This is a genomic window from Streptomyces sp. AHU1 (genome assembly GCF_045343905.1).
In the GTDB taxonomy this organism is placed as follows: Bacteria; Actinomycetota; Actinomycetes; order Streptomycetales; family Streptomycetaceae; genus Streptomyces; species Streptomyces triticiradicis.
The window spans coordinates 1,517,689-1,539,863 of the sequence record NZ_CP174283.1; the positions used below are offsets into that span (position 1 = coordinate 1,517,689).

Annotated in this window: 16 protein-coding genes and 1 pseudogene; 5 read left to right on the plus strand and 12 right to left on the minus strand. The window is 73.4% G+C overall.

The window, feature by feature from the left end; translation table 11 throughout:
- Positions 1-189: 189 nt before the first annotated feature.
- The 3 genes from glgC to ACICHK_RS06975 all read right to left on the minus strand — a co-directional run bounded on the left by glgC (position 190) and on the right by ACICHK_RS06975 (position 3,534).
- Entirely contained in the window at positions 190-1,419 is a 1,230-nt protein-coding gene (glgC, locus tag ACICHK_RS06965; RefSeq protein ID WP_151474577.1) for a glucose-1-phosphate adenylyltransferase, read from the minus strand.
- Positions 1,420-1,517: 98 nt separating this feature from the next.
- Positions 1,518-2,669: a glycogen synthase gene (gene glgA / locus ACICHK_RS06970; protein WP_406836224.1), complete on the minus strand. Its 1,152-nt coding sequence runs from the start codon at positions 2,667-2,669 to the stop codon at positions 1,518-1,520.
- 115 nt (positions 2,670-2,784) lie between these two features.
- On the minus strand, positions 2,785-3,534 hold the full coding sequence (locus ACICHK_RS06975; protein WP_406836225.1) for a (2Fe-2S)-binding protein: 750 nt from the start codon (positions 3,532-3,534) through the stop codon (positions 2,785-2,787).
- A 210-nt stretch (positions 3,535-3,744) separates the two neighbouring features.
- Here ACICHK_RS06975 and ACICHK_RS06980 point away from each other — a divergent pair, with 210 nt between their 5' ends.
- A complete protein-coding gene (locus tag ACICHK_RS06980) occupies positions 3,745-5,154 on the plus strand; it encodes a DMT family transporter (protein WP_406836226.1) in 1,410 nt (469 codons plus the stop codon).
- Here the strand turns inward: ACICHK_RS06980 and ACICHK_RS06985 are convergent.
- Positions 5,144-6,376, minus strand: coding sequence for a transglycosylase family protein (locus ACICHK_RS06985; RefSeq protein ID WP_406836227.1), 1,233 nt, complete (start codon positions 6,374-6,376; stop codon positions 5,144-5,146). The genes ACICHK_RS06980 and ACICHK_RS06985 overlap by 11 nt on opposite strands.
- 485 nt (positions 6,377-6,861) lie before the next feature.
- Between ACICHK_RS06985 and gndA the strand changes: the two genes are divergently transcribed.
- Positions 6,862-8,301: an NADP-dependent phosphogluconate dehydrogenase gene (gndA, locus tag ACICHK_RS06990; protein ID WP_151474573.1), complete on the plus strand. Its 1,440-nt coding sequence runs from the start codon at positions 6,862-6,864 to the stop codon at positions 8,299-8,301.
- Between the two features lie 37 nt (positions 8,302-8,338).
- Here the strand turns inward: gndA and ACICHK_RS06995 are convergent, their stop codons facing one another.
- From ACICHK_RS06995 to panD, 4 genes are all read right to left on the minus strand, one after another.
- Positions 8,339-8,554, minus strand: coding sequence for a hypothetical protein (locus tag ACICHK_RS06995; protein ID WP_406841173.1), 216 nt, complete (start codon positions 8,552-8,554; stop codon positions 8,339-8,341).
- A gap of 663 nt (positions 8,555-9,217) precedes the next feature.
- On the minus strand, positions 9,218-9,982 hold the full coding sequence (locus ACICHK_RS07000) for an aspartate/glutamate racemase family protein (protein WP_406836228.1): 765 nt from the start codon (positions 9,980-9,982) through the stop codon (positions 9,218-9,220).
- Positions 9,982-10,326: a GNAT family N-acetyltransferase gene (locus tag ACICHK_RS07005; protein WP_151474570.1), complete on the minus strand. Its 345-nt coding sequence runs from the start codon at positions 10,324-10,326 to the stop codon at positions 9,982-9,984. The genes ACICHK_RS07000 and ACICHK_RS07005 overlap by 1 nt, the downstream gene beginning before the upstream one ends.
- Before the next feature lie 53 nt (positions 10,327-10,379).
- Entirely contained in the window at positions 10,380-10,799 is a 420-nt protein-coding gene (gene panD / locus ACICHK_RS07010) for an aspartate 1-decarboxylase (RefSeq protein WP_151474569.1), read from the minus strand.
- Between the two features lie 531 nt (positions 10,800-11,330).
- Here panD and ACICHK_RS07015 point away from each other — a divergent pair.
- A complete protein-coding gene (locus ACICHK_RS07015) occupies positions 11,331-11,735 on the plus strand; it encodes an FKBP-type peptidyl-prolyl cis-trans isomerase (RefSeq protein ID WP_406836229.1) in 405 nt (134 codons plus the stop codon).
- 58 nt (positions 11,736-11,793) lie between these two features.
- Here the strand turns inward: ACICHK_RS07015 and ACICHK_RS07020 are convergent, their stop codons facing one another.
- The 4 genes from ACICHK_RS07020 to ACICHK_RS07035 form a co-directional block, all read right to left on the minus strand.
- A complete protein-coding gene (locus ACICHK_RS07020) occupies positions 11,794-12,156 on the minus strand; it encodes a hypothetical protein (protein WP_406836230.1) in 363 nt (120 codons plus the stop codon).
- A 783-nt stretch (positions 12,157-12,939) separates the two neighbouring features.
- A complete protein-coding gene (locus ACICHK_RS07025; protein ID WP_406836231.1) occupies positions 12,940-13,473 on the minus strand; it encodes a hypothetical protein in 534 nt (177 codons plus the stop codon).
- A gap of 46 nt (positions 13,474-13,519) precedes the next feature.
- Entirely contained in the window at positions 13,520-14,566 is a 1,047-nt protein-coding gene (locus ACICHK_RS07030) for a DUF5937 family protein (RefSeq protein WP_406836232.1), read from the minus strand.
- A gap of 18 nt (positions 14,567-14,584) precedes the next feature.
- On the minus strand, positions 14,585-15,787 hold the full coding sequence (locus ACICHK_RS07035; RefSeq protein WP_406836234.1) for a M20 family metallopeptidase: 1,203 nt from the start codon (positions 15,785-15,787) through the stop codon (positions 14,585-14,587).
- A gap of 275 nt (positions 15,788-16,062) precedes the next feature.
- Here ACICHK_RS07035 and ACICHK_RS07040 point away from each other — a divergent pair, with 275 nt between their 5' ends.
- The gene (locus tag ACICHK_RS07040; RefSeq protein WP_406836235.1) at positions 16,063-16,485 is read left to right on the plus strand and encodes a DUF5753 domain-containing protein; all 423 of its coding nucleotides are present in this window, start codon (positions 16,063-16,065) and stop codon (positions 16,483-16,485) included.
- 590 nt (positions 16,486-17,075) lie between these two features.
- Positions 17,076-21,680: pseudogene (locus tag ACICHK_RS07045) on the plus strand (beta-ketoacyl synthase N-terminal-like domain-containing protein); the annotation flags it as partial.
- Positions 21,681-22,175 lie beyond the last annotated feature (495 nt).

Consider the following 22,175-nt stretch of genomic DNA (forward strand, 5'->3'; position numbering starts at 1 on the left):
GTTGTCAGAGCTGTACGACGTTGTCATCGACGGCAGTTGGCATGACAGCACGGGATTCCGCACCCCGTCCAGGGACATGACAAGCAAGGCCCGACAACGGCCGGAAGTCGCCGTGCCGCACGACCCGGCGGCTTCCGGCCTGCCGCACATCCGGCCCGGAGCCCCGGATGTGCGGCCCCCGGGCCCCGGTCAGAGCACGCGCCGCCCCTTGCCCAGGGCGATCACGCCGCCCCCGGAGACCGTGTAGAGCTCGGAGTCCCGCTCCGGATTGACACCGATCGTCGCCCCCGGCGGTACCTCGACGTTCTTGTCGAGCACCGCTCCGCGCACCACGGCGCCCCGCCCCACCTTGACGTTGTCGTGCAGGACCGACCCCTGCACCACCGCCCCGGGGTCGACGACCACCCCCGGCGAGAGCACCGACCGGGTCACCTGCCCCCGGATCAGGCACCCCGCGCTGATGATGGACTCGCTGGCGATGCCCCCGGCGTTGAACCGCGCGGGCGACAGCTGCCCCGAGCTCGTGTAGACGGGCCAGCTCCGGTTGAACAGGTTGAACGCGGGGCGCTCGGCGATCAGGTCCATGTGGGCGTCGTAGTAGGCGTCGAGGGTGCCCACGTCGCGCCAGTAGCCCTGGTCGCGGGCGGTCTCGCCGGGCACGTGGTTGTCGCCGAAGTCGTACAGCTGCGCCTCGCCCCGCTCGGTGAGCGCCGGCAGGATCGAGCCGCCCATGTCGTGCACGGAGCCGTCCTCCTCGGCGTCCCGCTGGAGCGCCTCGATCAGCGCCTTGGTGGTGAAGACGTAGTTGCCCATCGAGGCGAAGACGGACTCGGGGTCGTCCGCGAGTCCCGGCGGGTCGGCGGGCTTCTCCAGGAAGCCCCGCACGCTCTGGCCGTCGGGACCGGGGCTGATGACGCCGAAGGAGGACGACTCGGCGCGCGGCACCCGGATTCCGGCCACCGTCACGCCCGCCCCGCTCTCGATGTGCTGGGCGAGCATCTGCCGGGGGTCCATCCGGTAGACGTGGTCGGCGCCGAACACCGCGACGTACTCGGGCTGTTCGTCGTGGATCAGGTTGAGCGACTGGAGGATCGCGTCCGCGCTGCCGAGGTACCAGCGGGGCCCGAGCCGCTGCTGGGCCGGAACCGGTGTCACGTAGTTGCCGAGCAGGCTCGACATCCGCCAGGTGGTGGTGATGTGCCGGTCCAGCGAGTGCGACTTGTACTGCGTGAGCACGCAGACGCGCAGGATGTCGGCGTTGACGAGATTGGAGAGGACGAAGTCCACGAGGCGGTACGTGCCGCCGAAGGTCACCGCCGGTTTCGCCCGGTCCGCGGTGAGCGGCATCAGCCGCTTGCCCTCGCCCCCCGCCAGTACGATTCCCAGCACCGAAGGTCCACCGCGCCCACCACGCCGCATGCTGCCGCCCCTTCCACGCCCGGTCGGGCCACGTCCGGCTGCCCGGACGTGCCCCGCGTTCCGAAGTTCACCTGACCGAAGTTCGCCTGTCCGGACGGTTACCCCGCTTCGAGGACTTCCTCGTACAACCGGACGGTCCTGCGGGCCACCGTGTCCCAGCCGAACTCCCCCACCGCGCGCCGCCGTCCGGCCTCGCCCATGCGCCGGGCCGTGCCGGGATCGGTGAGCACCGAGTCCAGGGCCCTCGCGAGCCCCGCCTCGAAGTCGTCCCCGAGCGGCACGAGAAGACCCGTCCCGCCGTCCTCGACCACCTCGGGAATGCCGCCGACGCGCGAGGCCACCACCGCCGTCCCGCAGGCCATCGCCTCCAGATTGACGATGCCGAGCGGCTCGTACACCGAAGGGCAGACGAACACGGCCGCGTGCGTGAGGAGCTGGACGACATCGGGCCGGGGCAGCATCTGCGGGATCCAGTGCACGCCGTCGCGCACGGCGCTCAGTTCCCGGTACAGCTCGCGGAACTCGCTCTCGATCTCCGGGGTGTCGGGGGCACCCGCGCACAGCACCACCTGCGCGGCCGGGTCGATGTCCCGTACCGCGCGCAGGAGATGGGGCACCCCCTTCTGCCGGGTGATGCGGCCGACGAACAGGACGTACGGGCGCCCGGTGTCCAGGCCGATCCGCTCCAGCACGTCGGTGCCGTGGTCGGGGCGGTAGAGGGAGGTGTCGATGCCGTTGTGCACGACGCGCACCCTGGCCGGGTCCAGGTCCGGGTAGCAGCCGAGGATGTCGTCGCGCATGGCGCCGGAGACGGCGATCACGGCGTCGGCGGCCTCGACGGCGGTGCGCTCGGCCCAGCCGGAGAGGGCGTAGCCGCCGCCGAGCTGCTCGGCCTTCCAGGGACGCAGCGGTTCGAGGGAGTGGGCGGTCATCACGTGCGGGATGCCGTGCAGGAGCTTTCCGAGGTGTCCCGCGAGATTGGCGTACCAGGTGTGGGAGTGGACGAGGTCGCGGCCTTCGAGCGCGGCGACCATGGAGAGGTCCACGGAGAAGGTGCGCAGGGCGTCGTTGGCGCCGTCGAGGGCGGGCCAGGGCCGGTGCCGGACGACTCCGCCGGCGGCGCCCTCGCCCCAGCAGTGCACGTCGAGTTCGGTGAGGGCCCGTAATTCCCTCGCGAGGAACTCGACGTGGACGCCCGCGCCGCCGTAGACGTCCGGCGGATACTCCCGGGTCAGCAGTCCCACGCGCACGCACAACCCCCGTCCTGGTCGGATGGTGCCCTTCATGGTCACTCAGTTGAAGCCGATACGGAAGACCGCGAGGAGCACACCGCTTGCCGGGCCCGGCGGGCCGGCGGAATCCTGGTCAGGATCGGCCGGGCGTCGGACGTGGCGGGCGCTCGAAGCAGCAGTCGCCGCAGACTCCGCCGCCGGGCACCCGGTAGTAGAGGCAGCAGCTGCGGCGGCGCAGCGTCCCGGGGTCGAGGGTGCCGGCCAGGTCGGGGTGCGCGAGGAGCGGGCCGGCGAGGGCCCTCGCCCGCTCCCCCACGTCCGGACGTCCGTGGGCGAGTGCCCAGCGGCCCAGCTGCCGCACGGTCCCGGCCAGGGCCGAGCCCGCGTTGCCCCACAACAGGGCCGGTGAGACGCGGTGGCGCGAGCGCAGGGCCGCGCTCAGCGGTACGAGCAGCCCGGCGCGCACGACCGCGTCGAGATCGCTCACGGGCCGGAAGCGGACCTCGCCGAGCCAGAGGTCGTCGGGGGCGCCGGCGTCCGGGTCCCAGTGCAGCAGCTCGGGATCGAGGTCGGGCAGCTCCCCGCAGAGCGCGGCGGCGCCGAGGGCGATCGACCAGAAGCGGGCCGCGAGCCCCTGCTGCGCGACCGAGGCCGCGACCCTCGGTTCCGGCGTCCGGAGACTCCGCGCGACCCTCCGGACGCGGAAAGTCATCGGATCTCCGTAAACCTCCGCGGGCCCCTCGGATCCCGGGTCGGCGAAGGCGCTCGCGAGGGTGGGCAAGGGGCCGCGCGGCGGTACGCCGGTGCGTAGTACGGAGAATCCGCCGAGCGCGTCGAGCGCCTTGAGTTCGGGGTCGAGGTCCACGAGGAGCAGTAGTACCAAGCCCCCTAGGGGGAACCACCAGTGGATCAGGACGTGGTGTCGCCCACCCTGGGGAGGACACCCGGCGATTCGTACTCCATCGGCAGTAGGACCCATTGAATGCTCAGGGACGACGACGAGAACTAATTCGCGCGGCATCGTTGTTTGCATGGAAGCCGACCGTTCGTCGCGCCGGGCCGCCGACCCGCGCCGTACGCAGAGGAGGGACTCATGAGTGCCCTCGCTTTGTCCGTGGTGCTCTCGTTCGTCTCAGCCGTCGCGTACGCGGGCGGCGCGATCATCCAGGAGCAGGTCGCGATGACCTCTCCCGGCCAGACCTACGCTCCCCTGCGCAGGCCCGGCTGGTGGGCGGCCGTGGCGCTGACCGGCCTGGGCGGGCTGCTGCACGTGGTCGCCCTCGCCTTCGGCCCGCTGAGCCTCGTGCAGCCGCTCGGCGCGCTGACCATCGTCTTCGCGCTTCCGATGGCGGCCCTGTTCGTCGGCCGCAGGGCCGGCGCCGCCGCCTGGCGCGGCGCGATCATGGCCACCGTGGGTCTCGCGGGCCTGCTGTCCCTGGTCGGCGCGTCCGACGCGCAGTCCCTGAGCAACACCCAGCGCCTGGCGCTGGGTGTGGTGTCGGGCGGCGCGGTCGCGGCCCTGATGGTGGCGGGACGCGCGGCGCACCGGCACCCCGCGGTGCGCAGTGTGCTGCTGGCGGTCGCGGCGGGCATCGCCTTCAGCATGTCCTCCGTGTTCACCAAGACCGTGGCGGTCGACTGGTCGCACCACGTCTCGCTCGCCGACCTGTCGAGCCTCGCGGCCATCGGCGCCTTCGCGACGGCCGGCATGCTGATCTCTCAGGCCTCCTACCGGGGTGCGGGCCTGGAGGCTCCGCTGGCCACCCTGACGGTCGTGAACCCCGTCGTGGCGGCCGCCGTCGGCATCACGATGTTCGGCGAGACCTTCCGCTACGGAACGACCGGTACCGTGCTCGCCCTGGGCTGCGGCGTCGTCGCGGCGGGCGGTCTGATCCTGCTCACCACCGAGCGGATCGGCGCCGAGCGGGCCGACAGCGGCGACCGATCCGCGGCCGCCGTCCCGGAGTCCGCTTCCGTGCCGGAGGCGGATGCCGGGAAGCCGGGCGACGACACGCACCGGCCCGCCGACGCCCCCGCACCGGCGGCCGTCGCGGCCCTGTCGGAACCCCGGTTCCCCGAGCCGGCCGTTTCGCGGCCGCGTCTCGCGGAGCCCGCCGTCCCGGTCACCGCCGGGCTCGGTGCCCTCACGGACGCCGAGGCCGCCGTGGCGGAACTGCTGGCCGGGCTGCCCGGTCCCGCCGACGGCGCGGACGGCTTCGTGGCGGCCGCGCAGGCGGGTACCGGGAGCGTACCGCGGGCTCAGCGGGCGGGCGGCGAGGACGTGTTCCTCCCGGCTCCGCAGCCCGCGACCGCATTCGTACCGGCTCCGTCCGAGGCCATGTCCGTACCCGCTCCGTCCGAGGCCGCCGTTCCGGCGGCGGGGGCCGCCGCCGCGCAACGCCCGGCGGCCGGGCACGAGCTGCCGTACCTGACCGCCGTGCTCGGCGCGACCTACGTGCCCATGCCGTTCGTCAACCACCACCGCACCCGAGTCAAATCCTGACGCCGCCGGCCCGGAGGTAAGCCACCGGGTCGATGTCGGATCCGAAGCCGGGCCCGCTCCGCACCTCGAAGTGCAGATGCGGGCCCGTGCTGTTGCCCGTGGACCCCGAGCGGCCTATGCGCTGACCGGCCACCACGCTCTGCCCCGCCTTCACGGAGATCGCGGAGAGGTGGCCGTACTGCGTGTAGCGGCCGTCGGCGTGCCGTATCACCACCTGGTAGCCGAACGATCCGCCCCAGCCCGAGCTGAGCACGTGCCCGGCGGCGACCGCCGCGACGGAGGTGCCGGTCGGCACGGGGAAGTCGACGCCCGTGTGGTAGCCCTTCGACCAGTGGGAGCCGGCGGCGTGGTAGGCCGTGCCGGTCGCCGCGTGCACCGGGGCCACGAGTCCGTGCGTCCCGGTCCTGGCCGGGGCCGTCGTGTGCGAGGGCGTCCTGGTGGCCGGGGCCTTCTCAGCGGGTGTCTTCTTCTCCGGTGTCTTCTTCTCCGGCGTCCGGGGGTGCGTCTTCGACGGGCTCTTCGCCGGCGCCTGCCGGGTGTGCGCGGGTGCCTGGGTACCGCCGCTCAGGGCGAGCCGCTGGCCCGGCAGGATCAGGTCCGGGTCGGAACCGACGGTCGTGCGGTTCGCGGCGTACAGCCCCTGCCACCCGCCCCGGACGTGCCGGGAGTCGGCGATGCCGGAGAGCGTGTCGCCGCGCACGACGGTGTACATCTCGGCGGTTCCCGCCCGCGACTGCGGTGTGACCTGCGGCTTCACGTCCCGCACGGACCGCTGCTTCGCCGTCCGTGTCGCGTTCGCCGTCCGGGTCGCGGCCCCCTCCGGGCTGATGTCGGGGGCGGCGCCCCCTGCGGTCAGCCCTCCGCGCACCGAGCACACCGGCCACGCGCCGGGCCCCTGGCCCTTCAGCACCTTCTCGGCCACGGCGATCTGCTGGTCCTTCGTGGCCAGGTCCGCGCGCCGGGCGTAGGCCTGGCCGCCGTACGCCTCCCAGGTGGACCGGGTGAACTGCAGTCCGCCGTAGTAGCCGTTGCCGGTGTTGATGCTCCAGTTGCCGCTGGACTCGCAGGCGGCGACCTTGTTCCAGGTCCCGACGTCGGCCGCGTGGGCGCCCGAGGCACCGACCAGCGGGAGCGCGATCCCGGCGCCGCCCACCGTGACGGTGAGTGAGGCGCGGTTGATCCTGTTCGGCTGATACCGGCGGTGCCGGCCGCGTACGGCCATGAAGGAGCCCCCCTAGACGTGCGTCAGGAGCGGCAAAAGTAAGCGCCGGGAACAGGACGGGACAAGACGGCAACCGGTCGCTCCCGAAAGGCGGTCGACCGGGTCCCGGACGGCCCTCGGACCGGATGCCCCCGGCACGGTGGGTGACCGGTCAGGCGCCGCGCCGAGGGGCGCCGCCGACCGCTCCGGGGCCCGCCGACATCGGGTTCCCGGGTCCGGCGCCGGGCTCGCGGCCCGCTCGCCGGCCCCGGCCGCGCGGGAGCGGCGACCGCGTCCGGTCCGCCCGACACACCGGTCGCTGCCCTCCGGCACCGCACGGCCTGTCCGAAATCCGCCCTCGCGGCGCCGGGACGTTCCCCTGCGCGGACACCCGCGACACGTCAGGATGGCCTGGGGCAATACTGGCGAGCACGACCGACCGTGCCGGTACCGGGATCTTCCCGGACCGGCCGACGGACCTACCGCACTTCTTAGGAGCCAACCGGATGAGCACTTCAGCCCAGATCGGCGTCACGGGTCTCGCGGTCATGGGGCGCAACCTCGCCCGCAACTTCGCACGCAACGGCTACGCGGTCGCCGTGCACAACCGCACCGTGGCGAGGACGAACGCGCTGGTGGAGGAGTTCGGCCACGAGGGCACGTTCGTGGCGGCCGAGACGGCGAAGGAGTTCGTGGAGGCGCTGGAGCGGCCCCGACGTCTGGTGATCATGGTGAAGGCGGGCGAGCCGACCGACGCGGTGATCCAGGAGTTCGCCCCGCTCCTGGAGCCCGGCGACATGATCATCGACGGTGGCAACGCGCATTTCGCGGACACCCGGCGCCGTGAGCGCGCGCTGCGCGAGCAGGGCATCCACTTCGTCGGCACGGGCGTGTCCGGCGGCGAGGAGGGCGCGCTGAACGGGCCGAGCATCATGCCGGGCGGCTCGGTCGAGTCGTACGCCTCGCTCGGTCCGATGCTGGAGAAGATCTCCGCGAAGGCCGCCGACGGGGCGCCGTGCGTCACGCACGTGGGTCCCGACGGCGCCGGACACTTCGTGAAGATGGTCCACAACGGCATCGAGTACGCCGACATGCAGCTCATCGGCGAGGCCTACCAGCTGCTCCGCGACGTCGCCGGGTACTCCCCCGCGCAGATCGCGGACATCTTCCGCACGTGGAACACCGGCCGGCTCGACTCGTATCTGATCGAGATCACCGCCGAGGTGCTGTCGCACGTGGACGCGGCGACGGGCGAGCCGTTCGTGGACGTCGTCCAGGACCGCGCCGAGCAGAAGGGCACCGGCCGCTGGACCGTGCAGATCGCGCTGGACCTGGGCGTCCCGGTGTCGGGGATCGCCGAGGCGGTCTTCGCCCGCTCGCTGTCCGGTCACGCCGCACTGCGCGAGGCCTCGCGCGGCCTCGCGGGTCCGACGGCGCAGAAGCTCGACGAGTCAGAGGCCGCGGCCTTCGCGGACCGGGTCGAGCAGGCGCTGTACGCGTCGAAGATCGTCTCGTACACCCAGGGGTTCCACGAGATCACCGCGGGCAGCGACGAGTACGACTGGGACATCGACCTCGGTTCCGTCGCCTCGATCTGGCGCGGCGGCTGCATCATCCGGGCGGCCTTCCTCGACCGCATCCGCGCCGCCTACGACGCCCGGCCCGACCTGCCGAGCCTGCTGTCGGACGAGACGTTCGCCCAGGAGATCGCGGCCGCCCAGGACAGCTGGCGCGAGGTGCTCGTCGCCGCGACCCTCCAGGGCGTGCCCACCCCCGGCTTCTCGGCGGCCCTCGCCTACTACGACGCCCTGCGCGCCGAGCGCCTGCCGGCCGCGCTCACCCAGGGGCAGCGGGACTTCTTCGGGGCGCACACGTACCGCCGGACGGACCGCGAGGGATCGTTCCACACGCTGTGGGGCGGTGACCGCTCGGAGGTCGAGGCGTAGCGGCCCGGACGCGGACCCTCGGCGGGGCCGGGTGGACCTAGCTCCGCCGGGCGGCGAACAGTTCCAGGTGGGCGCAGTCGGGGCAGCGGAAGGCGTCGATCTGCCAGCGCGGGCGGCCCATCAGCTTGGCGCCGCCCAGCGGGCCCCGCTCCAGAGCGCCCTGGACCCAGCGCGCGAACCCGCGAGCCCCCTGCCCCGAGTCCTCGACGAAGCCCGGCTCCAGCCCCACGACACCGCACTGGGTGCACCGCATTTCGTTCACCCGGGGAGTGTAGTGAACCGTCCCGGCCCCCGACGGCCGGGACGGTTCCCCTTCCTCTCGTCCCGGCCGCACACCGTACGCACGCCGAAGCCGTCACGGCCCGCGTCAGGGGTCGTGACGGCTTCGGCGTGCGTACGGAGAGTGCCCGTCAGGACAGCGGCTCCGGCCGGGGCTGGGGTTCCGGTACCGGGTCGGGACCCGGCGGCTTCGGGACCGGCGACGGGGACGGTACGGGCTCCGGACCGGGTACGGGGTCGGGCCCGCCCGGGTTCGGCACCGGGCCGGGACCGGGGGACGGTCCGGGCCCCGGATCGGGTCCGCCCGGGTTCGGCACGGGGTCGGGGAAGGGAGAGGGCCCCGGGGGTTCGGGGCTCGGCCCGGGGGTGGGTGCCGGCGGTACGGGATCGGGATACGGCTGTGTCATGGCAATCCTCCAGCCAGTCGGTACGTCGCCCTCTGGACTTGTCTCCCGCGTACCCAGCGCCCGAGCCCCCACTCACCCCGCCGCGCGGGGAACGGCGCCCGGGTGGCGCAACCCGGACCGTGCCGTGAGGTGAGCGGACGCGCCGGGGCCGAGGCGCCCGGCGACGACCGCGGACCGTACCGGAAGGTCCGTCGAACCGGCGGGCGCATCACCCGGACGGCCCGCGGGCCCTATCCGGCACGCACCCCGCGGGCCGCGTCCGCCGCGGCGGCGAGTCCGGGCCGGGGGCTCGACAGCACCGGCACCGGGGTCGTGGTGAGCCGCTCGGCCGCGGTCATGGACGCCTGGGCGAGGACGATCGCGTCGGCGTCGACGACCGCGTCGGCGGCATCGGCCACCGCTCGGGCGCAGCCGTCCGTGTCCCCCGCCTCGAACAGCGCCCACGCGCCGTCGACCAGGGCCGTACGGGCCTCGACGGGGAGGCCCGCGCGGCGGGCCTCCTCCTCGACCAGGGCGAGGGTCGGTCCCAGGGTGCTCGCCACCGTCGCCAGGACGACGACCCGGGGTCCCGCGGCGACCGCGGCGGCGGCCATCGGACGGTCCACCCGGAGCACGGGCACCCCGGCGTCGGTCCGTTCGGCGACCGCGCCGATGGTCGAGCAGGTGCACAGGACGACGCGGGCACCGTCGGCGACGGCCGAGGCCAGCAGTGTCCGCACCTCGCCGGCCACCGCGTCGGGCCCCTCGCGCCGGGCTCTCGCGAGCAGTTCCTCGTCGACCAGGTGGCGCAGTTCCAGGCCCGGGTGGTCCGCGTCGCGCAGCGCGTCGAAGACGGGGACGTGCGCCGACGAGGTGTGCAGCAGGGCGACCGGTCCGAACGGGGACGGGAGCGGCGCCGGATCCGGGACGGGGGCCGGGACCGGATCCGGAACCAAGGCCGGGGCCGGAACCGGATCCGGGCCCAGGGCCGGGGCCGGAACCGGATCCGGGGCCATCAGAAACGTCCCGGATGCGCCTTGAGCCACTCCGTCGCCGCCTTCAGCAGCTCCGGATCGGCCGCCGGGGCCTCCTCGGGGTGCCGCTCGGCCCACCTCACGACGTACGGGCAGAGCGGGGCCACGACGACGCCCTCGCGTGCGGCGATGCCGTACAGCTCGCGGGCGAGGGAGCCCGCTATGCCCTTGCCCTCGTGCTCCGGCTCCACGATCGTGTGCACCGGGACGAGGGCCCGCGCGGGCTCCTCCAGGACGAAGTACTCGATGTGTCCGACCACTTGGCCCTCTGCGAAGGCCTCGAGGCGGCCGGCCGGCCGGTCGTCGCGGATCTCGATGTCGCTCACGGGTACTCCTCGGTCCTGGGTCCTGGAATCCTGCGATACCGCCGCGCCGCCGCTCAGAGGGTGACGGCCTGCGGGCTGCGCTCCTGGTCCGAACCCGGTACCGGCTCGGACGGGTCGGCGCCGAGGGACACGATCCGGTTGTCGCGGTCCACGTGCACGACCCGCGGCCGCAGCGTCCGCGCCTCGGCATCGGCCACCTGAGCGTAACTGATGATGATCACCAGGTCACCGGGGTGCACGAGATGGGCCGCCGCTCCGTTGATCCCGACGACCCCCGATCCACGCTCCCCCTCGATGACGTACGTCTCCAGGCGGGCACCGTTGGTGATGTCGACGATGTGGACGAGCTCGCCGGGCAGCAGATCGGCGGCGTCGAGCAGATCGGCGTCGATGGTGACGGATCCGACGTAGTGCAGGTCGGCCTGGGTGACCGTGGCGCGGTGGATCTTGGACTTGAACATGGTACGAAGCATGAAGAAGCTCCCGAATCGTCTGCTCCCTGCCCGCTTTTTGCAGGTCAAGGGCGGCCCACACTGTACATCGACGCGCCTTCGACTCGAAGACCTCCAGGAACATCGTGCGCTGCTACGACCAGGCACCCCGCCTGCGCGTTTCTGCGCCGACCAGGCTGCCGCGGCACCACCGGCTCGACCCACGCGCGAAGAACCGTGTGGGACTGATGCCGAGTGGACACCGACTTGCCCGACGTATCGTCAGGCGAGTTGAGGATCAACAGCACACGGTCCACCCGGAGCCGGTTCGACCCCTGTCCGTGGACGAGTGCGAGCTCGGAGCGGGGCCGAGAGGGTGGACTCACTTGGTATCACCGCGGTGAGCAGGCGCACTGGGGTCTGTCCAAACGCAGGTACCACCTGGGCTCAGGACCGCGATCGAGAAGCGAAGGCGCGGACCGGCGCTCTCGGTAGCGTGATCATCTGCTGCACGGAGAGTCCATATGTCCCCGGATGGTCCGACGGCTTCCGACGGAAAGTGATGAGGCTGCAATGAGTGAACTGACAAAGCCCGAGGTCGACGTTCCCGAGGGCGACGCTCCTGCCGAGCTGGCCATCCGGGACCTGGTCGTCGGGGACGGAGCCGAGGTCAAGCCGGGCATGGTGGTCAGGGTCCACTATGTCGGGGTGACCTTCGAGTCCGGGAAGGAGTTCGATGCCTCCTGGGACCGGGACCAGCCGTTCAAGTTCACCCTGGGCAGCGGCAAGGTCATCAAGGGCTGGGACCGGGGGGTGAGAGGGATGAAGGTGGGCGGCCGACGCGAGATCATCGTTCCCCCGCGTCTCGGGTACGGCAATCAGTCACCCTCGCCGTTGATCCCGCCGGGCTCGACCCTGGTCTTCGTGGTGGACCTGCTGGACTCATATTCCAGCACAACTGGGTGGAGCAACGCCTAACACCGTGTCCTACATGGTCAGCCGGTTGTTGGCAGGGGCACGGGGAGTGGAGTGAGCTTCACGCGGCGGTCGTGCCGGCCGGAGCGGTGCGGAGCAGCTCGGGGAAGGCGTCCTCCCAGACCTCGCGGATGTAGGGACTGATCAAGCGTCGCAGCACGGGCCACTGCTCGGTGAGCAGCCGGTGGTGCAGGAGAGCCACCAGGTCCTCGCTCAGCCCTTCGGCGAGGACGGTCCGGTAGAGCGTCATGCGGGACTTCGGACGATCCAGGCTGTAGCTCGTCCGCCCGGACCAGACGATGTGGAGCGGCAGGTCCACGTCACCCTCGACGGGGCCGGCCACCTCCTGCAAGCGCTCGGGCAGTCGGCTGCGGTAGCGGTCCCGCAGCACCTTGGCGCGGGGGACGGTGATCGTCGTGTCCATGCGTCCAGTTTCGCTGCCGGGAGGCGGCGGCACGGCGGATACGGGGGTCCTGTCGTACGTACGGGTCGGGCGGCCGCCCTTCCCTCGGACATCTCACCCGGTGGGCGCTCAGCGCATCATCGCCTGCCCGCGTGGGCCCCGGATGGCGCGGCAATCGCTGCCCTGCGGCCCCGGGAGCAACCCCGCTCGCGGGCGCGGGTGACCATGACGCAGCAGGGCACGCGGAGGGCCACCGCAGTGGAGTCGGCTGCGGCTTCGGTCTCGCTGTCGGAAATGACGACGGTGCCGAAGCCGAGGCCCATGACGCCGGCACAGTGGACGAGGAGGACACCAGGGCGGCGAGGTCGCAGTAGAGGTCGGAGGGGCAGGCGGCATCCACAAGGCACGCCGCTTCGGCCCCGGACGCAACCCACTCACTCAGTACCCATGCCGCGGACGAGCTGTCGAGTAACGCAGCGAACATCCCGAGCGGGAGCCGGGCGCCTGTGTCCAGGGCCCCGTCATGGCAGCCATCTGGTCAGCAAGCGGCGCCGTCGTCCCGCCCCGGCGGAGTGCGCGAACAGACCACCCGCGAACGCGGATCCCGTCGGTGGTCACGAGGGGGATTGTTCCAGCCCGACGGCTTCGGCTCGCCCGCGGAACCGGCTCCCCGAACGGCCCGGACGCGCGCCCTCCGTCCCGAGGCGGTCCCTGACGGACGGGCCCTCGACGACAACGCGCCCGCCAGGAGCAACGGTGCCGCACGTCGCGGGACATGACCGCGGCGGGCGGCCCGTACCGCGCTCATGCCTCGTAGTCGATGATCTGACGGGCCGGTTCCACGTCCGCCCTCTCGAACTCCACCCGCACCCCGGGGATGTCCCGGTGGACGGGCCGTGGCGCGAGGAGGGCGGTCAGGGCCTCGCGCACGCCGTTCTCGTCGTCCTCCGGGAGCGCCCGTGTCAGGTTCCCGTACCTGGGGTCCCCGGCCAGTGCACGCCGTACGTCCCACGGGCCACCGGTACGACGGGCCCGCACCACGGCGACCGGGTCGACGACGGTGCAGCGGAAGAGGACCGTGACGGGGTACTCCAGGTGCCCTCCCGGTGCGGTCAGCAGCCGACGGACGTACACCCGCGCACCCTGGTGGACGTCGACCACGGTCACCGCCGCGGCCGGACCGGGGACGGACGGCCCGGTGCCGTACACCCCGTCGGTCTCGTGCACGAGGACCTGGCCGGTCCCCGCGATCAGGGGGCTGCGCCGCTCGCGCCAGGCGTCCCACCGGCAGCGGGGCCGTAGTTCCCGGTGGCGGACGATCGGGTAGCGGTTCCTCATGAGGCCGTTCCTCCCGTCGAGGGGTGCGCCGGTGTGCGGGTGCGCGTCAGTACTGGAGTGCCGTGGCCACGTCCCGCCCTATGCGTTCGACCGCGGTGAGGTCGAGGCCGTAGTGCACGTAGCGGCCGTTGCGTTCCACGCGGACCAGGCCCAGGTCGCGCAGGGCACGCAGATGGCGGGAGACCTGCGGGCGGGTCATCGAGAGCCGTTCGGCCAGGTCGGCGGTGGTCATCGACTGGCGGGCGATGAGCCGGCACAGGCGCACCCGGCGCGGGTCGGTGAGCGCCAGCATGCGGCTGCGGGCCAGCGTGACCCCGGTCTCCGGGGCGTGCACCGGGAAGTGCACGACCGGCGGCAGCCCCGGCTCGTCCTTCACCAGCAGGTGCGGGGCGCCGTACCGGGTGGGGAGCAGCAGGACCGGCGAGCGGGCCGGGCTGATCACCGCGTGGTGCACCTTGTCGAGGACGACCCGGGCGGGGTTGTCCAGGCGGGCGCTCGACGGGCTGAGCGAGAGCAGGGCCGCGGCGGGCCCCTCGTCCGCGAGCCGCTGCCGTACCCGGTGCGCGGCCCGCGACAGGGCGGGCATCGTCTCGGCCCACAGTTGGTCGAAGACGACGCCGCGGCACAGGTCGAGGAAGGCGAGGAGGTCGTCGCGCAGCCGCTCCGGGTCGCGCAGCAGGTCCTCGGCCAGGGCCGGGTGCGGCTCCGGCAGCACGGACGCGGTCTGGCGCAGCACGTGTGCCTGTGCCGGGTCGTGCAGCACCCGGGAGAAGTCGAAGGCCCGGTAGCCACTGGCGCAGGTGTACGCGGTGAGTTCGGCGAACCGGTCGGGGGACAGGCCGGCCAGGGGTTCGCCCAGTCCCGGGTAGAAGCCCCGCCAGCGCAGTGCCGTCCACAGCGGCGCGAAACGCCGCAGTCCGGTCCGGAAGCCGGACGGCGCGGACGCGGCCACCTCCCGCGCCCAGGCCGCGTGTTCGGTGTGGTGGCCGTACTCCGTCAGCACGTGCAGGCTCGCGGCCAGCTCCGCGTGGGGGGACACGACGACCGTGAACCGGTCCGGGGCGGTCCCTTCCAGGACGATCACGACCGACATGGGCGGGAGTGTAGGGGCTCACACCGGCACCCCGGCTCCCGCGGCGAACTCGGCCCGTGCCGCCGCGAGTACCTCCGGTTCCGTGAGCAGCGCGGTGACCACCTCGGCGAGTCCGGCCGCCGCGACCTGGGTGCGGTCGTGGGCGAACGGCGTGGCCGCGGCCTCGCGCATCGCGTCGGAGTGGGCGGGCGTACCGGGGTCGGCGATCTGGACGTACGGGTGGATGACCGGCATCAGCTGCGAGAGGTTGCCGATGTCGGAGGAGCCGGCCGGACCGTCGGGGTCGTACGGCCCGATGTCCGCGCCCAGCGCGCGCACGGCGTCCCCGAACCGCTCGGCGAGCACGGTGTTGTTGCGGCGCTCGGCGTACATCGGGCCGGTCTCGTGGATCTCGGCGCGTGTCCCGGTGGCGAGCGCGACGCCCTCGGCGGCGGCCCGCACCCGGTCCACCAGCGCCAGGGCCGAGCCGGCCGTACGGTCCCGTACGTACAGGTCCACGGCGGCCCGCGCGGGGACCACGTTCGGCGCCTGGCCGCCGTCGGAGACGATCCCGTGCAGCCGTGCGGTCGGCGGCACGAACTGCCGCATCGAGTCGAGGGCGTTGAGGAAGAGCTGGGCGGCCGCCAGGGCGCTGCGCCCCTGCCACGGCGACACCGAGGCGTGCGCGCCGACCCCGGTGAACGCGACCCGCAGGTGCGCCGCCGCGAGACCGGGCCGGCCGGTCAGCCAGCGGTCCCCGGGGTGGAACATCAGCGCCGCGTCCACCCCGTCGAAGACGCCCGCCTCGGCCAGTCTGGCCTTGCCCGCGCCGCCCATCTCCTCTCCTGGCGTGCCGATGACCATGACGGTTCCCGGGTGTGCGGGCAGGGCGCGTACGACGGCGACGGCGGCCGCCGCCGCTCCGGCCGCGATGAGGTTGTGGCCGCAGCCGTGCCCGACGCCGGGCAGCGCGTCGTACTCCGCGAGGACGGCGGCACAGGGCCCGGGCGCGGTCCCGGGGTGCACCGCGACGAACGCGGTGTCGAGCCCGCCCGCGCCCGCCGCGACCGTGAACCCGGACTCCCCGAGCCAGCGGGTCAGCACCTGCTGGGCGTGGAACTCGGCGAACTTCAGCTCGGGGCGGGCGTGGATGGCCAGGCTGACGGCGTCCATGCGGGGCCGCAGGACGGCGAGTTCGGTGGAGAGCGTCTCCGGAGTGGGTGAGGGTGAGGGTGAGGGCATGGGGCACTCGACTCCCGTCGTACGAGGCGCCGTCGGCGCGTGGTCGGTACGACGAGAGTGCGGCCGGGGCGAGCCGGGCGGGGACGGATTACCGCGGGCCAGGCAATCCTCGCCGGGCCCGGTGGCCCGGCCGTGTCAACGGAGGTACTGCGTGACCCGGGACCACGCGGTCGGTGTGCCAGAGGCGGGGCGCGGGGCGCCGGTCCTGTGCTGGACCGCGGGGCCCGCTGACCGCTGCGGCAGAGGATGCGGAACGGGCGAGGACTCGGCGGAGGGTGCGGCATCCGGAGTGGTTTCGCGATTGCGCGCGGTGGGAGGCGGAGGCCGTGGAGCTGCGCCGCTTCGTCAACCAGGCGGTTCCAGGGCTGTTTCAGACCCGGGAGTACGCGCGTGCCGTGTTCGCCGGCCGACAGCCGTTTTTCGACGAGGAGACCATCGGGCAGCGCGTGGCCGCGAGGACGGCTCGCCAGGAATTGATGACGCGATGGCCGCCGCCCACGGTAAGCGCGACCGTTCGAGAGATCGTCCTGCGCCGGCCTTTCGGCGGGCCGGACGTACAGCGCGGACAGCTGGAACAGCTCCTCCGGACAGGGCATTCACGGCATGTGGAGATCCAGGTCACGCCAACCCCGAGCGAAGAACACGCAGGCAGCGCATGGGCCGAGTTCATCACGGACCTCGGGCGGGAGAGCGGCTGACCGCCAGACCCGGGGCCGCAGCGCTCAGGCCCCTTCATGGAGTCATGGTCGCTCAGAGGACGAGGCTCTCGTACGGCAGGCACCGAAAGCGTCCGCACGAGGCCGCGTGGCGTCCGTGCGACGCCCGTACGGCGTCCGCGAAACCCCGCACGCACCCTTCCCGGTCACTTCAAGATCGATACATGGAATTTTCCCGCGCCCGCCACCCGGGGGAAAAGGTGACCCGATTCGGACATGCCGCACCAGAGAAAGTTCCTCATTCACCTGTTGGCGTTTCAATGACGTGCGAGGGGAGTGAACGAGGCGCCACCACCAAGGAATTGCTCCGATTCCCGGCACCTCTTCCGGTGTCCATGATTGACCGGATCAATGCGCTCGCATCCTGCCCCACTGGTTCAACATTGACCAGTCAGTAACAACAGGACTACCTTTCAACGCGTTTCGATCAGGCTTTCCTCAACCGGTGTTCCCGGGTCGTCCCAGATCCCGCTGGAATCCGACGTGCCGCCATCGTTGTCGTACCGCATCCCCCACCGGGCAGTCTCAGCTTGATTCGGAGAATCATGACGTCTGCTGTGCGTTCCGAGAACATGATCATCGGCATCACCCCGTTCGGCGAACCCGACGCCCGGCTCGCCGCGGCGGTGTGCCGGGCCGGCGGGCTCGGTGTGCTCGACCTGGGCGACGGGGACCGAAGATCCCATGACGCGCTGGAACGCCTGTGCCGCCTGGCACCGGGCCCGTTCGGGGTCAGGATCGGCGCCCGCTGCCGGCTGGACCCCGCCGACCTCGCTCCGGGGACCGGTGACGCCGGCCGGCCGGACACGGTGGTGCTCGCGGCCGACGCGCCCTGGCGGGTCGGCGACCTGGCCGGCGACCATCGTGTGCTGGTGGAGGTAACGGACCTCGGCGAGGCGCGGGCCGCGGTGCGTGCCGGGGCGCACGGGCTGATCGCCCGCGGCAGCGAATGCGGCGGCCGGGTCGGGGAGTTGAGCGCCTTCGTCCTGCTCCAGCGGCTTCTCGCCGCGCCCGATGTGCCGCTCCCGGTCTGGGCCTGCGGTGGAATCGGCCCCCGGACGGCGGCCGCCGCGATGGCCGGCGGGGCGGCCGGGGTGGTGCTGGACGGCCAACTCGCGCTGCTGGCCGAGTCGTCGCTGCCGGAGGCGGCCGCCGAGCGGCTGCGGTCCCTGGACGGCTCGGAGACGACCGTGCTGGCGGGTCACCGGGTACTGCTGCGTCGTGGTCCGGACGCGCCGCGCGTCGACGGGACCGACCCGGCGGCGGTCGCGGCGGCGCTGGGGGCGCAGGATCCGCGCACCCAGTTGCTGCCGGTGGGCCAGGACGGCTTCCTCGCCGCCCGGTTCGCGCGGCGCTGGGGTGATGTGCGCCGGACGGTACGCGCTCTGACGGACGCGGTGCGCGAGGTCGTACGCGACGACGTGGCCGCCGTGGCGCTGGGCGCGGGCTCCCCGATGAGCCGGGCGCTCGGCACCCGGCTGCCCGTCGCGCAGGGGCCGATGACCCGGGTCAGCGACCGCGCCGAGTTCGCCGCGGCGGTCGCCGAGGACGGCGCGCTGCCGTTTCTCGCGCTGGCGCTGGCGGACTGCGCGCGCACCCGGGCGATGCTGGCCGAGACCCGGGCCGCCGTGGCCGGGCGGCCCTGGGGCGTCGGCGTGCTCGGCTTCGCGCCGGAGGAGACACGTGCCGCCCAGCTGGAGGCGGTGCGGGAGCTGCGGCCGACGCACGCCGTCATCGCGGGCGGACGCCCTTCCCAGGCACGGGCGCTGGAGCGGGACGGGATCCGCACCTTCCTGCACGTGCCCTCGCCGGGGCTGCTGCGGCAGTTCCTGGAGGCCGGGGCCCGCCGGTTCGTGTTCGAGGGGTCCGAGTGCGGCGGGCACGTCGGTCCGCGCGGCAGCTTCCCGCTCTGGGAGGCGCAGCTCGCGGTTCTGGAGGACTTCCTGGACGACGCCGCCGACAAGAGCGACAGGGACGGCAAGGGCGGCGGCGAGGATGTGAGCGGCGGGGGCACGGCGGAGGCGCTGGAGGTGTTCTTCGCGGGCGGTGTCCACGACGAGCGCTCGGCGGCGATGGTCGCCGCGCTCGCGGCCCCGCTGACCTCGCGCGGGGTGGCTGTCGGGGTCCTCATGGGCACCGCGTACCTGTTCACCGAGGAGGCGGTCGCGTGTGGCGCGATCCAGCCGCTCTTCCAGCGCCAGGTGCGGGCCGCCGAGAGGACCACGCTCCTGGAGACGGCGCCCGGCCACGCCACCCGCTGCGTACCGAGCCCCTTCACCGAGGGGTACCGCGAGCACGAAGGGCGGCTGCGGTCCGCGGGCGTGGCCGACCGGCGGATCTGGGAGGAGCTGGAGCGGCTCAACATCGGGCGGCTGCGCCTCGCGAGCAAGGGCGTGGAACGGGACGGGGGCGGGGCGCTCAGGTCCGTCGGCGAGGACCGCCAGCTCGGCGACGGCATGTTCATGGCCGGGGAGGTGGCCGTGCTGCGTTCGGCCACCACCACCGTCGCGGCGCTGCACCGGGCGGTGACCTCCGGGGCCGCCGGCTTCCTCACCGAGCGGGCGGCGGACCTGCGTGACCGGCTGGGCGAGCGGCCGGGCGGGTCCGGGACCCAGGAGTCGGCGGCACCCGCGCCACTGGACATCGCGGTCGTCGGGATGGCCTGCATGTTCCCGCAGGCTCCCGATCTCCCCACCTTCTGGGCGAACGTCGTCGGCGGCCGGGACACGGTCGGTGAGGTCCCGCCCGAGCGCTGGGACCCGGCCGTGCACTACGGGCGGGGCACCGACGGCGCCACCCCCTCCAAGTGGGGCGGCTTCCTGCCCCGCATCCCCTTCGACCCGCTGCGCTACGGCATCCCGCCGGCGTCCCTCGGCAGCATCGAGCCGGTCCAGCTCCTGTCCCTGGAGGCCGCCCGGCGCGCCCTGGAGGACGCCGGATACGGAGACGGGGGACGGGAGTTCGACCGTTCCCGTACGTCGGTGGTGTTCGGCGCGGAGGCGGGCAGCGACCTGTCCAACGCGGCCACGCTGCGCGCCGTGCTCCCGTCGTACCACGGGTGCGTCCCCGAAGGCCTCGACGGCCAGCTGCCCCGGCTGACCGAGGACTCCTTCCCGGGCATGCTCGCCAACGTGATCTCCGGCCGGATCGCCAACCGGCTGGACCTCGGCGGCGCCAACTTCACCGTCGACGCCGCCTGCGCCTCCTCGCTGGCCGCGGTGGACGTCGCGTGCAAGGAACTCACCGGCGGCACCAGCGACGTGGTGCTGTGCGGCGGCGCCGACCTGCACAACGGCATCAACGACTACGTCCTGTTCTCCTCGGTGCACGCGCTCTCCCCCACCGGCCGCTCCCGCTCCTTCGACGGCTCGGCGGACGGCATCGCGCTCGGTGAGGGCGTCGCCTGCGTCGTCCTGAAGCGGCTCGCGGACGCCGAGCGGGACGGCGACCGGATCTACGGCGTGATCAAGGGGCTCGGCAGTTCCAGCGACGGCCGTTCACTGGGCCTGACCGCGCCCCGCCCCGAGGGGCAGCGCTCGGCGCTGGAGCGGGCCTACCGCAACGCGGGCGTCTCACCGGCGGACGTCGGGCTCATCGAGGCGCACGGCACCGGGACCGTGGTCGGCGACCGCACCGAACTGACCGTCCTGAGCGAGGTGTTCGGCAAGGCCGGTACCGAACCGGGGAGCTGTGCGCTCGGTTCGGTCAAATCCCAGATCGGGCACACCAAGTGTGCCGCCGGGCTGGCCGGTCTGATCAAGACGGTCCTGGCGCTGTACACCGGTGTCCGGCCGCCCACCCTGCACCTGGAGCGCCCCAACGCGGCCTGGGACGAGGAGAGCAGTCCGTTCGTCTTCCACACCCGGGCCCGGCCCTGGGTGGCTCCGGCCTCGCAACGGCTCGCCGGTGTCAGCGCGTTCGGCTTCGGCGGCACCAACTTCCACGTGGTGCTCGGCGCGTACGCGGACGGCGCGGCACCGGCGCAGGCACTGGATGTCTGGCCCGCCGAACTGTTCGTGTTCCGGGGGCGGGACACGGCGGCGGCACACCGGACCGTCGAGGAGCTGCTCGGGGCCGCCGAGGCCGAGGGCCGGCCGTGGCGGCTGCGCGACCTGGCGCTGAGCTCGGCCCGCCGGGCCGATGCCTGCCCGGAACCGGCACGGGTGGCGGTCGTGGCCGCGGACGTGGACGAACTGATCGTACGGCTGCGGCGGGCGCTGGCCGGGAAGCACGATCCGGCGCACGGCGTCCATCTCGCCGACGGTCCCACCGCCCCTCCCGCCCAGGACCCGGCCGGGGGCAAGGTCGCCTTCCTCTTTCCCGGCCAGGGAAGCCAGCGCCCCGGAATGCTCGCCGATCCCTTCGTGGCCTTCCCCGAGCTGCGCCACTACCTCGAACTCGGCGCCGACCACGTCGGCCGGCTGTACCCGCCCGCCGCCTTCGACGACGGCGCACGCGACCGGCAGCGGGCGGCGCTCACCGACACCCGGGCCGCACAGCCCGCCCTCGGCATCACCGGACTCGCCTCCCACGCCCTGCTCACCACGGCCGGGGTACGGCCCGACATGGCCGCCGGGCACAGCTACGGCGAACTGGTCGCCCTGAGCGCGGCCGGCGCCCTGAGCCCCGGCACGCTCCTCGCACTCAGCTCCGAACGGGCGGCGGCCGTTCTCGCGGCCGCCGGGGCGGACCGCGGAGCGGACCCGGGGACGATGGCCGCGGTCACGGCCGGTGCCGCGGAGGTCGTACGGGCCCTTCGGGCGGCGGCGGCCCCGGTTTCCGTGGTCGTCGCCAACCGCAACGCGCCCCGCCAGACGGTGATATCCGGCCCGACGGACGACATCACGGACGCCGTGCGCCTGCTGCGCGAGGCGGGGTACGACGCCCGGCGCATCCCCGTGGCCTGCGCCTTCCACAGCCCCCTGATCGCCGGTGCGGGCGCCCGGTTCGCCGAGGCGCTCGCGGCCCGACCGGTGCGCGCGCCGGAGTTCCCGGTGTGGGCCAACCGCACCGCGACGCCGTACACCGCGGACCCGGACGCGGTGCGGGCCGAACTCGCCGCGCAGATCGGCGCCCCGGTCGGGTTCGTCGAGCAGATCGAGGCGATGTACGAGGCGGGCGCGCGGATCTTCGTCGAGGCCGGGCCCGGATCCGTGCTGACGGGGCTGGTCGGACAGATCCTCGGCGACCGGCCGCACCGGGCGGTGGCCCCCGAGCCGCGCCCGGACAGCGGCCTGCGCGGCTGGCTGGACGCCCTGGCCCGACTGGCCGTCGCCGGGCTGCCGGTGCGCACCGGCTGGCTGCTCCGGGGCCGCGACGCCGTCGACGCGGTGCGCACGCCGGTGCCGAAGCGGCCCGGCTGGACGGTCGACGGACAGCTGGTGCGCACCACCGCCGGAGACCTCCTTCCCGGTGCGCTCGCACCGGCCCGACGAGTCGTGGAGACGACTGTGCCGACGAACCCCCCGCACGCGGTCCCGTCCGACCGGGACGGCCGCCACGGCATGCACGGCCAGGACCGCCAGGACGCCCAGGACGCGCTGATCTCCGAATTCCTGCGCACCAGCCGCGAGATGATCGCGGCCCAGCGTGACGTGCTGATGACCTACCTCGGAGCGGTGGCCGGGGAACGGACGGCCGGGCCGCCCGCGCCCGTCGCCCCGCCGGCACCG

Excerpts from the sequence above, each read along its gene's own strand:
- glgC (WP_151474577.1), bottom strand. The coding sequence starts at position 1,419 with ATGCGGCGTGGTGGGCGCGGTGGACCTTCGGTGCTGGGAATCGTACTG.
- ACICHK_RS06980 (WP_406836226.1), top strand. The coding sequence starts at position 3,745 with ATGAGTGCCCTCGCTTTGTCCGTGGTGCTCTCGTTCGTCTCAGCCGTC.
- ACICHK_RS06985 (WP_406836227.1), bottom strand. The coding sequence starts at position 6,376 with ATGGCCGTACGCGGCCGGCACCGCCGGTATCAGCCGAACAGGATCAAC.
- gndA (WP_151474573.1), top strand. The coding sequence starts at position 6,862 with ATGAGCACTTCAGCCCAGATCGGCGTCACGGGTCTCGCGGTCATGGGG.
- ACICHK_RS06995 (WP_406841173.1), bottom strand. The coding sequence starts at position 8,554 with ATGCGGTGCACCCAGTGCGGTGTCGTGGGGCTGGAGCCGGGCTTCGTC.
- ACICHK_RS07000 (WP_406836228.1), bottom strand. The coding sequence starts at position 9,982 with ATGGCCCCGGATCCGGTTCCGGCCCCGGCCCTGGGCCCGGATCCGGTT.
- panD (WP_151474569.1), bottom strand. The coding sequence starts at position 10,799 with ATGCTTCGTACCATGTTCAAGTCCAAGATCCACCGCGCCACGGTCACC.
- ACICHK_RS07015 (WP_406836229.1), top strand. The coding sequence starts at position 11,331 with ATGAGTGAACTGACAAAGCCCGAGGTCGACGTTCCCGAGGGCGACGCT.
- ACICHK_RS07020 (WP_406836230.1), bottom strand. The coding sequence starts at position 12,156 with ATGGACACGACGATCACCGTCCCCCGCGCCAAGGTGCTGCGGGACCGC.
- ACICHK_RS07025 (WP_406836231.1), bottom strand. The coding sequence starts at position 13,473 with ATGAGGAACCGCTACCCGATCGTCCGCCACCGGGAACTACGGCCCCGC.
- ACICHK_RS07030 (WP_406836232.1), bottom strand. The coding sequence starts at position 14,566 with ATGTCGGTCGTGATCGTCCTGGAAGGGACCGCCCCGGACCGGTTCACG.
- ACICHK_RS07035 (WP_406836234.1), bottom strand. The coding sequence starts at position 15,787 with ATGCCCTCACCCTCACCCTCACCCACTCCGGAGACGCTCTCCACCGAA.